We start from the raw sequence: 13,413 nt of genomic DNA on the forward strand, positions 1-13,413 counted from the left end.
ATTTTTTTGCCCTTTGGTTGTTATTGGATCTGTTTAGGGTCATTATAGGCTGGGAATTTATTGGAAATGGCGACGCCGATAGCGAGTCTTCGAGCGTCATAGCCCGTCGTAGACATCGCTTTCAGAGACTCTTGTTCCAATATTCCAAACCGGTCACAATTACATCTTCTAACCACTTCTTAAAACGCTCTGTTAAATTACCCTCTTCATCAGCATAAGAGAACTGGAATGGAGAATCTGTTAGGGCTTGAATGTCACTAATGTTGCGCTCACCATCTTCTGCATTATCTCTGTGGTATGCACATGCAGAACACACAAGTAAGCCACGATACTCATGTCCAAGAACATGAAATGAAAGCAAAATCGTCGTTGATATTCCTATATCAATAACTAACTGTATCCAGGTATGATAGTTACGAATATTAGCAAAGTATCCTAACTGTTTAGCCGTCTCTACAATTTGGTAGCGGTGGTAATATGAACGAGTATCACCAGCAGACGCACTAATTATAAAAGCATCAGCATCATCCACTAAATTTTGTACGGATAGCTTGATTTCATTAGCAACATCTTGTGAGCGATTAGAGGCTATCTCAAATAACTTGGAAGCAAAATCTTCAACTTTTTGACTGCGCTCTTGAATAGATGCTGATTGATTTTGCTTCAGCTTTTCAGCAATGGAAGCAATAATAACCTGAGTACGTCGGGACTCTGATAAAACTTGTTCTGATAAACCAAGACTGCGGATGAAAGCTTGCTTTTGGCTCTTGGCAAATAGTTCAATCAATTTTGACAAATTGCCTTGGTCTGCCTGCTCTAAAGCTGCAATGTAATCTGCACGATCGTCACGAGTCAGAACAAGGGGAAACCAACCAGCTTGAATAAAAACTAAGCTGGCAATACATCGAGCAACTCGGCCATTTCCATCTTGAAAGGGATGAATCTGTGTAAATCGATGATGCAACCAAGCTGATTCAACTTCAGGAGGAATTTGCTGATTTCGATGTTGATGATGCAATTCAATTAACCTGTCCATTTCAGATGCCACTTGTTCTGGCGGGCAGTATTCGTGAATAATGCTATCTGGTCTCATCGGATTATTAGGTAGACGCTTCCAGTCACCCATTATGAGAGAAACACGAACAATTTCCCCTGTCGATGGAACTAAAGCCTCTGTATATTCTTGGTTCTGGGTTAGAACCTGATGTAACTGCTTTATATACGAGGTTGATAAATTTCTTTGCCCGCCCACAAAATCAAACAGTCCTTCAATCGCAGTTTCCTGATCCCTGATTAAAGACACTACTTGTTTTACAGGACGATCTGTAGCTCCATGAGGAATCAGAGCCTCGTTAATTCCTTGTTCAATTAAAAGGCGAGTTATTCCTCGATCTATGTTGTATAATCGCTCAATAATTCCAGTTTCAATGGCTATTTCGCGGCGTAGTCTTTCCATGAAGACTTTAAACTCACCAGATGCGCGAAGCCGCTCTGCTTGCTCATTCCAAACAGTTACCAATGGCGGTAATTCCGAACTAGCTAAACTTTGCCAACTTGATAATATATCTTCTATCGGTTGCCATGCCATAAGTCATTAATATTTGATAATTAATTTTAAATTTTACCTTATTTTTTTTCATAATCACTGTAATAATTTCCACCATAATGTTCAGCTTTTACTCAGTGCGATCGCTCATTCTTCCGATTTACTCGGTTCAACTTATGCAACACCATATCCCGTATATTGCCTAACATTTTGCGGGTGAAATCCTAAGACAATTCTATCTTTAGGAATTCCGGCAGCTTCTAATTCATAGGTAACACCATCTTCTGTATCATCCCGTTGTACCCAGATTTTGCCATCGATAATGTCAACATGAACACAACAAAAGCAGGCATTATTTTTAACATTTTAGTCCATCTTGGTACTTAAGCGTTCTAAACTTGATTTTAAAGTCTAGTTTTGATGTTTAACTAATAATTTGGCATAACAGGTACTGAAGAACCAGAATTTTTAACAGCATCGTGATAGATATCTTTTGCAGGCATATTAGATTTTATCTATTTCTATAATCACTGTCAGTATTTTGACCACGATGCTCAGTTTTCAGCCAGTGCGATCGCTCTTTTTGCACACACATCTTTAAAGTCGTCACAATCATCACAGGAATCCAATGCACCATGTATAATGACCCTTGAATTGTTGCCCAAACCAAAGACCATCCTCGTAAATTTTGAAATTGGTAAAGTCCAGCAATAAAGGCAATTGTCAAAATGATGCTGAGTAGTGTCTGGAGGGAAAATAAAACGGGATGATGGCTATAAAATATTGTCCAAAGTAAGTCGGGTATTAGTCCAATTGGCAGAAGAAATTGCAATATAAAAAATAATAGTAAATCAATTTCTTTCGCCCAACCTAAAGTAAGAATTTGCGGAAAATAATCCAGGTAACGCTGATAGCCACCCTCAGCCCAACGACAGCGTTGATTCCAAAGTTTTTCCCAAGTTGTTACACCTTCTTCCTGAATTGATGGAACTGTCACAAACTCAATTTCCGCACCTGCTAAATAGAGTTTGAAGCAAAGATCCAAATCATCGGTGACGGTGTTCTCATTCCAACCTTGACACTTTTCTAACAATTCCCGACGAACTAACATCCCATTACCGCGCAGTTCAGACATTCCACCAATAGCAATGCGATGGGTTTGCAGAAAGCTATCACAGTTCATTTCCATCTGCTGGCAACGGGTTAAGAAATTAGTATTAGCATTAGAAATCGCTTTTCGCACTTGCACTGCACCGATCGCTTGCTTCTGAAATAGAGGTACTGTTTGCTGGAGAAAATTAGCAGGTAACTGAGCATCCGCATCGCAGACTAGAATAATCTCCCCTTGGGTAAAGGGAAATACTGCATTCAATGCCCCTGATTTACCACCTTTTGATTCTCGTCGATGAACTTGTAAAGCTGAAAATTGAGTTTGTAATTCTTTCAAAACTTGGGGGGTTTCATCGGTACTACCGTCATCAACGACCCAAATATCTAGGGAATCGCTGGGATAATTCAATTGGCATAAGCTGTAAACTAGATTAGCCAAGACTGAACTTTCATTTTTAGCCGGAACTAAAATCGAGACTGGCGGTAAATAAATCTCACTCTCCATCACCGCCGCCGCTGGTTTTGCTAACAGCATCCGTAAGGTTTGCACAGTCAGGATTGCTGTTAATCCGAGCATCAACCATTGTGTTTCTGGTAGCCAGTGCAGCAAACTCACACTACCCCAAACTAATAAAACTACTATGGTTGCTTTGATACGGCGATGAAAGCTAGTATTTTTACTGGGCTGATAGGTGCTTCTTCCCACTTTATTTGCTATATCCTTTCGGTTCGTGGCTTAGTCCTGCGACGTAATAATAGCATCGCCGCTGCTCCCAGAAGGAAACCGCCCACCCCTGCTGCAACTGCTAGAATCCGCCCCAATTGTTGAGCAGCATTTAGCACTGGGTTATTCAACAGATTTGAGGAAAAATGCAACGATTGAATCGTCCATTTATCTTGGAGTTTTTGCAGCACGGCTGTCCATCGCAACGCCATATCAGCCGCTTTGCCATCTTTGAAAGAAAAAGATGCGATCGCTTCTCCAGAGGCAACATCGATCTCTGGAGTGAGAAATGTTCTGACAGGATCTCCTTTTAGTTGCATTTTGATATCTTTAATGGAACTGGAAAACTGCTGATTCCAGTACTTTTCAAACTCAGGAACAGTGTTAAAAATCTGGTTATCAACTGTTGTGATTGTGAAGTTTGGGTGCAAATAAGGCTGTATTTTGGCAAAATCGCGAGTGTTTAGGGCTTGCAGGGCAATATCCCGCGTGCGAATAATTGCATTTATCTCCTGTGGGTTGACATCTGCTAGAGCGTATTGGGGTAGATTCCAAATTACCAACATTAACAAAACACTCCAAAGTAGCTGAGTGCATTTGTATATGCTTGCTCGTCTCTGTTTCATCATCTAAAAAACCTGTAGATTGGGTGAAGCTTACCGATAATTGTTTTAATCTTAATACCCACATTTTGCCACTTCTGTTGAATGGCACTGATTAAAAGAATTTTTACAAAGATGTTTCGACTACGCTCAACAACCAGGCAGAAGGTTTCCGCAGATACCCGCCGTAAATCTGGTACACTATGTTTTAGTTGGCGCTGTCGCAAAATCTCAACTCCCGCGACTGTCGCCACTCTATAAATTTTTTCCATATACACAAGTTTTAATTTGGTAGGGTGCGTTATGGAATTTATTCCTAACTCACCGAAAATAACTGACGGTGCGTTACGCGGACACGATAACACACCCTACAAAACTACAAAATGAGATTATCGAGTTAGGAGGCTGAGAAATCTAAACTTTGCCGAAAAGATATCAGCAATTCATTCAATGCAGCCATATCAATTAAAAATGCATCGTGTCCGTGGGTTGACTTCAGCCACGCCAGTTGAGCATTAGGGATTAAATTTGCCAATTCTTGTTGTTCTACTGGAGGATAGAGGATGTCAGAATCAATTGCGACAACTAAAGTCGGTTGCTGGATGCTTTGCAGAATATATTCATAATCTGACAAATCAGGACTGGTGCGATCGCGTGCAACATTATGGCGATCCATTGCGTGGGTGAGGGTAATGTAAGTGTTGGCATCAAACCGTTCTGTCAGCTTTTGACCCTGATGCTGTAAGTAACTGACTATAGTAAACTGCTCAGATGTATCATACTCGCGTCCAAAGCGGCTTGTAAAACTATCCCAAGAACGGTAAGTAGACATCGCCATCATCCGCGCTACTGCTAGTCCTTGGTTTGGCAGCGCATCGAGGGTGTATTTCCCTCCTTGCCAATTTGGATCGGCATAAATTGCCTGTCTTTGGGCTTCACTCAATCCAATACACCAAGCTGAATGTCTGCCAGAAACAGCAATGGGTGCGATCGCTTTCGCTTTTTCTGGATATAACAACGCCCACTCCAGTGCTTGCATCCCACCGAGTGAGCCACCAATTACTAACCGCAGAGATTGAACACCCAGGTATTCTAATAGTACAGCTTGCAGGTGAACCATATCTCGGATTGTAATCTTAGGGAAGGATACGCCATAAGGGTTTGCCGTTATGGGGTTGATAGTAGTTGGCCCAGTTGTGCCGTAACAACTTCCCAAAATGTTGCTGCATACAATAAAGTCGCGTTCTGGATTGAAGGCTTTTCTCGAACCAAACAAAGGTTCCCACCAATCATCAGCGTCAGCGGAACCAGTTAAGGCATGACAAATCAGTACCCCATTATCGCCTTGAGCATTTAACTGTCCCCAGGTGCGATAAGCAACCTGAACGCCAGTTAATGTTTCGCCGCCTTCTAGTTGAAATGGCATCGTCAGTTGGTAAAACTGGGTTTGCGGCGAGATGAAGTCTGAGTAGATCATAACTAGAGTGGGGAGATGGGGGGCAGGGGAGCAGAGGGGCAGGGGAGCAGAGGAGCAGAGGGGCAGGGGAGTTGTAAGCTAATCGTCATTCATTTTTCCAGAATGATTCGCTTGTAGTAAGGGGTTCAGCCCTGCTTTTATGCAACTTAAATGAAATGCCTATTAGCTTAGTAAGTTTTATCCCCTCTGCCCCTCTGCCCCTCCGCCCCTCCGCCCCTCTGCCCTTCTGCCCCTCCGCCCCTCTGCCCCTCTGCCTCTTGTGCCCAATGCCCAATTGAGAGCTAAATTCTAACTTGCTGGAATGCCTGCTCAAAATCTTCTTTGATGTCGTCGATATGTTCAATTCCCACAGATACTCGCACCAAATCGGGTGTCACACCTGCTGAAAGCTGTTCGTCATTATTTAGCTGTTGATGGGTTGTGGAAGCAGGATGAATGACGAGAGTTTTCGCGTCACCAACATTTGCTAAATGACTCGCTAATTTCACATGATTAATAAAAGCTTTACCCGCTTCCAGTCCACCTTTGATGCCAAAGTTTAAAACTCCCCCAAATCCATGCCGAAGATATTTTTTCGCCCGTTCATGATATGGGTGATTGGGAAGCCCCGGATAATTAACCCAAGATACTTGCTCTTGTTGCTCTAACCACCGAGCCAATTCTAGGGCATTGCTCACATGACGATCTACACGTAGAGAGAGAGTTTCTAATCCTTGCAGTAACAGAAAGGCGTTAAATGGACTCAAGCACGGGCCAAAATCTCGTAATCCTTCAACTCTGGCGCGAATAATAAAGGCAATGTTACCAAAGGAGCCACCGGGGCCAAAGACTTCTTGAAAATTTAGCCCATGATAGCCGGGTGCTGGCTCAGTAAATAGAGGAAATTTGCCGTTACCCCAGTCAAATTTACCCGAATCGACAATTACGCCACCGATGGAAGTACCATGTCCACCAATCCATTTAGTTGCAGATTCCACTACAATATCTGCACCATGTTCAATAGGTTGAGCTAAATACCCACCAGCACCGAAGGTATTATCCACAATTAAAGGTATGCCGTTTTCGTGGGCAATGTGAGCTAAAGCGGCAAAGTCGGGAATGTTGAATTGCGGATTGCCAATGGTTTCAACGTATAACGCTTTCGTGCGATCGTCGATCGCTTGACGAAAACTTTCTGGATCATCTCCCTCAATAAACTTGACTTTAATGCCTAGACGTGGTATGGATACTTTAAACTGGTTATATGTTCCCCCATAGAGAAAACTAGTGGAAACAATATTATCCCCAGCCTGAGCGATGGTGCTGATTGCCAAGAATTGCGCCGCTTGCCCACTAGCGGTTGCTAATGCTGCTACACCTCCTTCTAAGGCAGCAATCCGCTTTTCAAATACATCCGTCGTCGGGTTCATGATGCGGGTGTAAATGTTGCCAAATTCCTGGAGAGCAAATAACCGCGCTCCGTGGTCGGTGTCGTCAAAAACGTAGGAAGTCGTTTGGTAAATCGGTACAGCACGAGCATTCGTTCCAGGAGCCGGCTCTTGTCCAGCATGAACTTGCAGGGTTTCAAAACGATATTGTTCTGACATAAGCAGTTATTTGAGTTTCCAATTATACAAACAAGTAATAATAATTGAGCCTTGTTTTGGATAAATCAACGGCAATTCGCAAGACTTACCGTATTTTAACTGGTTGCGCCCAGGATTCCTCATCTTTAGCACAACAAGTTTGGTATAACTTACTCACTCAGTTTTTTATTTTTAAGCAGAACTAATTTAGCGATCGCCACAGTGACAAGATAATTTAATTAGGCTCAAGGCTGAATAGTCTTCGCCGACTGGTTAAATAACAATTCTCGTAACTTATCTGGATCGAGCGCTTCAGTTTTGAATGCTTCTGCTTTTTCGTAGGCGCGAATTGTTGCTGGACGCGCTTTTATTGTCTCAAACCAGCGTTTAACATGAGGAAAATCCTCTAGGTTTTGACTTTGAATCTCATGGGGCACAATCCAGGGATAAGCAGCAATATCGGCAATGGAATAATCGCCAGCCACAAATTCTTTATCTGCTAGTTGCTTATTTAGCACTGCATATAAGCGTCCCGTCTCATTCACATAGCGGTTAATCGCATATTCAATCTTTTCGGGAGCATAGGTGCTAAAGTGATGATTTTGTCCCGCCATTGGCCCCAGTCCTGCCACTTGCCAGAACAACCATTCTAAAACTTGAGTGCGATTACGTAAATCTTGGGGGATTAATTTCCCGGTTTTTTCTGCCAAATATAGCAAGATTGCCCCAGACTCAAATACCGAAATTGGCGCACCTCCATCTGCTGGTTCGCGGTCAACGATCGCAGGCATCCGATTGTTAGGAGATATCTTCAGAAATTCCGGCTTAAATTGATCCCCAGCCGCGATATTCACAGGATTTATAGTGTATGGTAAGCCAACTTCTTCCAAGAAAATTGTGATTTTATGACCGTTTGGAGTTGCCCAATAGTAAAGTTCAATCATGGTTCTTTTCCTAAAATTGCGCGATTGTTTTGTAGGTTAATAGTGCGTTACAGACATCTCTTAATTACGAACTTGTACTGAGCGTAGCCGTTGGCGCAGCCTCTCGTAGAGAAGTATTACGAATTACGAATTAGATTGTGGTGCTTTTGCGATCGCAGCCCAAACCCTATGGTGAACCTGAAGAATTGGTGTAGGATATTGTGTTTCGAGCAATGTTGCCAATTCCTGGTCAAATACTTCTACTTTTTCTGGTGTCAAACTGGCTCCCACACCAGCACTCGCCCGAATTCGTCCCCGCCAATTTTCGTGTGTATAAGAGACAAATACATCATAAGAAAATGTGCGGATTTCTCGGAATCCTCCTTCGCCAATATCTTGTAACCACAGGGGATACAATCCATTACCGCCGTCCAAATTCCACGCGGGATTATGAGCTTTGATCAGTTGTTCCGTTGCTTGAACTACATTACCTTTTAAGGGTATCCAATCAAAATGTGCGATCGCAAGCAAGCCATTTACTCTCAATATACGAGTAATTTCCTGGACAGCACGTGGACGGTCAAACCAATGCCAACACTGTCCAGCTGTCACCACATCCGCACTGGCGTTTGGTAACTCGGTATGCTCGGCAGTTGCGACTCGATAATCTACTTTAATTTGGACAGCTTCGCTTAACAGTCTCGCTTGTTCTAAAAGTGAGGCTGATGGGTCTATGCCAATTACATCAGCACCTCTATCGGCAAAGCCCCGCGCTAGTGTTCCTGTTCCGGTGCCGAGGTCAACAATATTCTGCCCTGGTAAACCTATACCATATTCAGAGAGTTTGTTAAATAATGAACTGGGAAAACCAGCGCGGTGTTTTGCATAATCAGTAGCAGTTGCACCAAAATCAATTTTCATACCTATAAAACTATTCTTGTAACAATTGTCTAGGTTAGAAGTTCTCTATCCACGGACGTAGTTCTACTTCCCATGTCCAAGCACTGCGGGGTTGGCGGAGAATGCTGAGATAAGTTTGAGCGATAGCATCCGGGTCAAGAGTACTATCAGGATTATCTACTGGATCTTGGCGGTCTGCGGATCTGATTGCACCATCAATCACGAAATGCGCCACATGGATATTCTTTGGTGCTAATTCTCTAGCAATACTCTGAGCCAAACCGCGTAGTGCAAATTTACCCATTGCAAAGGGAGCGGACAGAGGATAACCCTTAACACTGGCTGAGGCTCCAGTAAAAAATATAGCACCGCCACCAAGTTGTAAAAACCTTTTGGTAGCAGCTTGAGCCACAAGAAAGCCACCATAAGCAGTGACATCTAGGGTTTTTGCCACTTCACCAGGGTTTAGCTCGACAAGAGGCCCCCGCACCCGGAAACTGGGATTGTAAACGACAATATTCGGAGAACCGACTTTATTATCAATATCAATAAATAACTGTTCTACTTCATCTGGCTTTGAGGCATCAGCGGCGAAACTAACTGCGCCAATTTCGCTACTCAATTGAGTGAGTTTTTCAATTTGGCGAGCCACTAAAGCTACGGTGAATCCTTCTTTGGCAAATAGGCGAGCTAAAGAAGCGCTCAGTCCATTACCTGCACCGACAATTAAAGCTGTTGTTGCCATAAATTCAGTTCTCCTTATCCTGCAAAATTTTAGTTCCCCTTCTCCCTTGGGGAGAAGCGTTAGGGGATGAGGGCTTGAGCAATGCTATGTAAAACTAACTCGATATCATTAAATATTTGCTCATTACTAAAGCGAATCACAGTAAATTGATTAGATTTTAACCAGTTTTCTCTGATAAAATCTTCAGCCTGTTGATTTGCATGAATACTACCATCTAATTCAATAATTAGTAATTTTTCGTGACAATAGAAATCAGTGATATATCTACCAATATTATGTTGTCTGCGAAATTTTGTATTTAACAAACGTCTATTTCTTAAACATTCCCATAATATTTCTTCTGCTGGTGTTTGTTGTTTTCTTAACTTGCGGGCGCGTTCTAATAATACTTTTGGAATTTGTCGGTTGCTACCAGCTAATTTAAGGATTTCTGCCCTCACCCCTAGCCCCTCTCCCTCTGGGAGAGGGGAACAAGATTTATCTTGTTGATGATATTTATTCTCTTCTTTCTCTTCTTCTTGACTCCCTCTCCCAAAGGGAGAGGGTTGGGGTGAGGGCTGATATTCCATAATTCTGCACCTACAACAAACTCATCTGTCCCCTTATCTTTCCCCTTTTTTATCCAGACTTAGAGCGGTTGTAAGTTTTGGTTAATCTTTCAGACAATGCAAATTACCAAAAACTTGCTGCACATTTAACCCATTTGCGATCGCAGCTTAATTTCCACAGCTTTTTTAAAGTAACGTATACAATGGACGGCTGCTACCGCCACCAAGGAAGGCAGCAGCCTAATCAGCAGTATTTACACCCAGAGAAACGAGGATTGAAAAGGGTTTGGGCTTAAGATATGACACCAATGCCCTCAACCCTCACCCACTCTTAAGCGTTAAGCTCTTCCTCTTGATGGGTTTGGATAGTGCAATCAGAAGTGGCATAAGCAACGCAGGTGAGAACCCATCCCGCATCAATTTGATCGTTGTCTAGGAAATTCTGATCGTCTTGGTTAACTGTACCTGAAATCAGCTTGCCGGTGCAGGTAGAGCAAGAACCAGCGTTACAGGAATAGGGCAAGTCCAGATGATATTCCTCGTTAGCGACCTCTAGGATGTACTCATCATCAGGAACGTCAATTACTTGTTCGCCTTCTGGGGTACGCAATGTAACTTTGTAAGTTGCCATGTAAAAATTTCTAACTCAATATAAACTCCATTTTCGATACTACGGGTTTATGTGCAGCTAGTCTAGAGTGAAATCTAGTTGATTATTCTACATCTTGAGACGCTTAGTTTTAATCGGAAGTGGGAGTAAAAAATGCTGCGATCGCTTCAGCAAATCCCTCAAATGAACTATAATCCTCAGACACGATAGAGACAGTCATACCCAACTTTTGGGCATTAGCAGTGGTATAAGGGCCGAAACACGCAATAACACAATGTTCATAATCGCTTTGCGAGTTGACCATTGTCAAAAAGCTTTCTACTTCCGCTGTGCTACTAAAGGCAATTACATCAATAATTGCTTGACGCATCAAATTTAATTCAATACTGTAGATAGTTTTATCTAACCCCTGCGTAATATATGTGGGTATGCGAGTTACTTCTATGCCCAATTTCTGCAAATCTGTAATCAAATTGGGTACAACATCAGGCTCAGGCAAACCTACAACTTCTGGAGCCGGGATCAGCACTTTTTTCTCATGAATTTGCGGAATTTTCGCTAATTCAGTCACAATTCCGGCTGGACTAGATTCTGTTGGGATTAAATCTACCTTGCCAGAAAAAGATAATAAACTTTCTGCATCTTTTCCTAATGCACATAAGTGACATTTTTGCACCAGAGATATAGGAATATTCAAATCATTTATGCGGTGAAAAAATGCAGTGATGCCATTTCTACTTGTGAAGAGAATCCAATCAAATTCGTTTATATGGGCTAAAGCGGCATCTAACTGAGTGTAGTTTGATAAATAGCAGGTTTCGATGGTAGGCATGAGAATAGGTAAACCACCTTTTTTGATGATTTGTTCAGATAACCTATAAGCATAATTTCTCGGTGCTGTTACTAAAATTCTCTTGCCATAGAGAGGTAAATTTCTCGATGGAGTCAACAGGTTGATTTCTCTTGATTCGGTGTGCATTTGTTTCTCGAAACAGAATTCAGGAGTCATATTATGTCCGCTTGATTGCCTATTAAACCCGAAGAACCCCACCCCAAAGCTACGCTTTGTCTCCCCTCCCCGCAGGCGGGGAGGGGTTGGGGGTGGGGTGTAATGACTGTGGGAATCATAACTAATTATGCGGACATGATATCAGGAGTCAGAATTCAGCATGAATTCTGTACGACGGCTAAATTGAGCGCTCACTTTAGCCGTCGTAAGCTGAATAATATAGCGCAATACAAGATGTAGAGACGCGATGAATCGCGTCTTGAAAGACCAATTATCTACACCAATAAGCACAAGAATTCAGCAACACCCAAAAGCTGATGTAAATCCTAGCCATTTTTCTAGGGTGAATTACTCCCCATTTTTCCGATGTCATCTGTGTTGAGAAAACGGCACGATCTGAATATCTAAAAACGTTGGCGGAAAAATCTTATGTCTTCATTACTGGCTTTGTCCAACAGTTTAGCTGACACCGTAGAACAAGCTGGAAGTGCTGTGGTTGCGGTAAATGGCGGTACACGTGTTTCCCCAAGCGGCATTCATTGGCGTAATGGCATCATTGTTACTTCTGATGAGTGCCTCCAGCGCTATGACGATATCACGATTACTTTATCAAATGGTAGCACTGCACCAGTAACACTCGTCGGTCATGACTCTAGCACCGATATAGCTGTTTTTAAACTAGAAAATGCAGAAATACCTGTGGCAAAAGTTGGCGATGCTAAAACGCTTAAAGTTGGTCATCTGGTACTAGGACTGGCAAGAGGTGGCGAAGGTGACTTAAGGGCGGCGATGGGTGCAGTGAGTGTGGTTAGCGGTGCTTGGCGGAGTATGAATGGTGGGAATATTGACCAATTTATCCGCCCAGACATCACCTTATACTCTGGCTTTGCAGGTGGGCCGCTCGTAGATGCGGCGGGTTTTGTGGTAGGTATGAATACATCGGGGCGGCGTGGTACTGCTCTGACAATTCCCACTGCTACAGTCGATCGCGTGGTTGACCAATTAGTAGCAAAAGGACACATTTCTAAGGGCTACTTGGGTGTGGGAATGCAACCTGTACGTTTACCAAAGAATCTGAAAACTGCTCTCAATTTAAGTTCGGCAACTGGGGTAATTGTTGTCAACGTTGAGGCTGCGGGGCCTGCTGACAATGCAGGTGTGCTGCTTGGCGATGTTTTGGTAACATTCGATGGCGTAACTGTAGATGATACAGGTGATGTGTTGGCGCTACTCAATAGTAGCGATCGCATTGGTAAAACTATCAACGTCCAAGTTGTCCGGGGTGGAGTGTTAATTGAGTTAGCGATCGCAGTTGGCGAACGACCTACTAAGGAGGAATAATACCAATTGGGAATGAGTTAGAGAGACGCGATAAATCGCCGTCTCTACAGGTAATTTATCCATCAATTATTTATTGACAGACTACTAGCTTTGTCAATATTTATCTAAATGTTTTGATTCATTCGACCTTTTTACTCGGACGTTAAGCCTCTGAACTCGGAATTTGCACCTTTTTACTCGGACGTTGAGCCTTTGAACTCGGAAGTTGCACCTTTTTGCTCGGACGTTGAGCCTTTGAACTCGGAAGTTGCACCTTTTTGCTCGGACGTTGAGCCTTTGAACTCGGAAGTTGCACCTTTTTGCTCGGACGTTG

Annotated in this window: 14 protein-coding genes and 1 pseudogene; 2 read left to right on the plus strand and 13 right to left on the minus strand. The window is 42.9% G+C overall.

What is annotated here, in order from left to right:
* Nucleotides 1-121 precede the first annotated feature (121 nt).
* The 11 genes and pseudogenes from V7K61_RS12330 to V7K61_RS12380 all read right to left on the minus strand — a co-directional run bounded on the left by V7K61_RS12330 (nucleotide 122) and on the right by V7K61_RS12380 (nucleotide 10,161).
* Nucleotides 122-1,588: a Fic family protein gene (locus V7K61_RS12330; protein WP_335053583.1), complete on the minus strand. Its 1,467-nt coding sequence runs from the start codon at nucleotides 1,586-1,588 to the stop codon at nucleotides 122-124.
* 132 nt (nucleotides 1,589-1,720) lie between these two features.
* A pseudogene (locus tag V7K61_RS12335) lies at nucleotides 1,721-1,888 on the minus strand (element excision factor XisI family protein); the annotation flags it as partial.
* A gap of 169 nt (nucleotides 1,889-2,057) precedes the next feature.
* Entirely contained in the window at nucleotides 2,058-3,362 is a 1,305-nt protein-coding gene (locus V7K61_RS12340) for a glycosyltransferase (RefSeq protein WP_335053584.1), read from the minus strand.
* A gap of 8 nt (nucleotides 3,363-3,370) precedes the next feature.
* On the minus strand, nucleotides 3,371-3,946 hold the full coding sequence (locus V7K61_RS12345) for a YybH family protein (protein ID WP_335053585.1): 576 nt from the start codon (nucleotides 3,944-3,946) through the stop codon (nucleotides 3,371-3,373).
* A 59-nt stretch (nucleotides 3,947-4,005) separates the two neighbouring features.
* Nucleotides 4,006-4,254 (minus strand): hypothetical protein, encoded by a 249-nt coding sequence (locus V7K61_RS12350; RefSeq protein WP_335053586.1) that lies wholly within the window; start codon nucleotides 4,252-4,254, stop codon nucleotides 4,006-4,008.
* Nucleotides 4,255-4,379: 125 nt separating this feature from the next.
* The gene (metX, locus tag V7K61_RS12355) at nucleotides 4,380-5,459 is read right to left on the minus strand and encodes a homoserine O-acetyltransferase MetX (RefSeq protein ID WP_335053587.1); all 1,080 of its coding nucleotides are present in this window, start codon (nucleotides 5,457-5,459) and stop codon (nucleotides 4,380-4,382) included.
* Between the two features lie 281 nt (nucleotides 5,460-5,740).
* Complete coding sequence (locus V7K61_RS12360) at nucleotides 5,741-7,045, minus strand: O-acetylhomoserine aminocarboxypropyltransferase/cysteine synthase family protein (protein ID WP_335053588.1); 1,305 nt, start codon at nucleotides 7,043-7,045, stop codon at nucleotides 5,741-5,743.
* Nucleotides 7,046-7,269: 224 nt separating this feature from the next.
* Nucleotides 7,270-7,968 (minus strand): glutathione binding-like protein, encoded by a 699-nt coding sequence (locus V7K61_RS12365; protein ID WP_335053589.1) that lies wholly within the window; start codon nucleotides 7,966-7,968, stop codon nucleotides 7,270-7,272.
* A gap of 123 nt (nucleotides 7,969-8,091) precedes the next feature.
* Nucleotides 8,092-8,868 (minus strand): class I SAM-dependent methyltransferase, encoded by a 777-nt coding sequence (locus V7K61_RS12370; protein ID WP_335053590.1) that lies wholly within the window; start codon nucleotides 8,866-8,868, stop codon nucleotides 8,092-8,094.
* Between the two features lie 34 nt (nucleotides 8,869-8,902).
* Nucleotides 8,903-9,592, minus strand: a complete 690-nt coding sequence (locus tag V7K61_RS12375) for an SDR family NAD(P)-dependent oxidoreductase (RefSeq protein WP_335053591.1) — start codon at nucleotides 9,590-9,592, stop codon at nucleotides 8,903-8,905.
* 59 nt (nucleotides 9,593-9,651) lie between these two features.
* Nucleotides 9,652-10,161 (minus strand): endonuclease domain-containing protein, encoded by a 510-nt coding sequence (locus tag V7K61_RS12380; RefSeq protein WP_335053592.1) that lies wholly within the window; start codon nucleotides 10,159-10,161, stop codon nucleotides 9,652-9,654.
* Between the two features lie 77 nt (nucleotides 10,162-10,238).
* On the opposite strand from V7K61_RS12380, the gene V7K61_RS12385 reads away from it, so the two are divergent.
* Complete coding sequence (locus tag V7K61_RS12385; protein WP_335053593.1) at nucleotides 10,239-10,436, plus strand: hypothetical protein; 198 nt, start codon at nucleotides 10,239-10,241, stop codon at nucleotides 10,434-10,436.
* 35 nt (nucleotides 10,437-10,471) lie between these two features.
* Here the strand turns inward: V7K61_RS12385 and V7K61_RS12390 are convergent, their stop codons facing one another.
* Entirely contained in the window at nucleotides 10,472-10,771 is a 300-nt protein-coding gene (locus V7K61_RS12390; protein WP_335053594.1) for a 2Fe-2S iron-sulfur cluster-binding protein, read from the minus strand.
* A 109-nt stretch (nucleotides 10,772-10,880) separates the two neighbouring features.
* The gene (locus V7K61_RS12395; protein ID WP_335053595.1) at nucleotides 10,881-11,729 is read right to left on the minus strand and encodes a uroporphyrinogen-III synthase; all 849 of its coding nucleotides are present in this window, start codon (nucleotides 11,727-11,729) and stop codon (nucleotides 10,881-10,883) included.
* A 459-nt stretch (nucleotides 11,730-12,188) separates the two neighbouring features.
* On the opposite strand from V7K61_RS12395, the gene V7K61_RS12400 reads away from it, so the two are divergent.
* Complete coding sequence (locus V7K61_RS12400) at nucleotides 12,189-13,100, plus strand: S1C family serine protease (protein WP_335053596.1); 912 nt, start codon at nucleotides 12,189-12,191, stop codon at nucleotides 13,098-13,100.
* Nucleotides 13,101-13,413: the final 313 nt, after the last annotated feature.

The organism is Nostoc sp., from assembly GCF_036918015.1.
In the GTDB taxonomy this organism is placed as follows: Bacteria; Cyanobacteriota; Cyanobacteriia; order Cyanobacteriales; family Nostocaceae; genus Nostoc.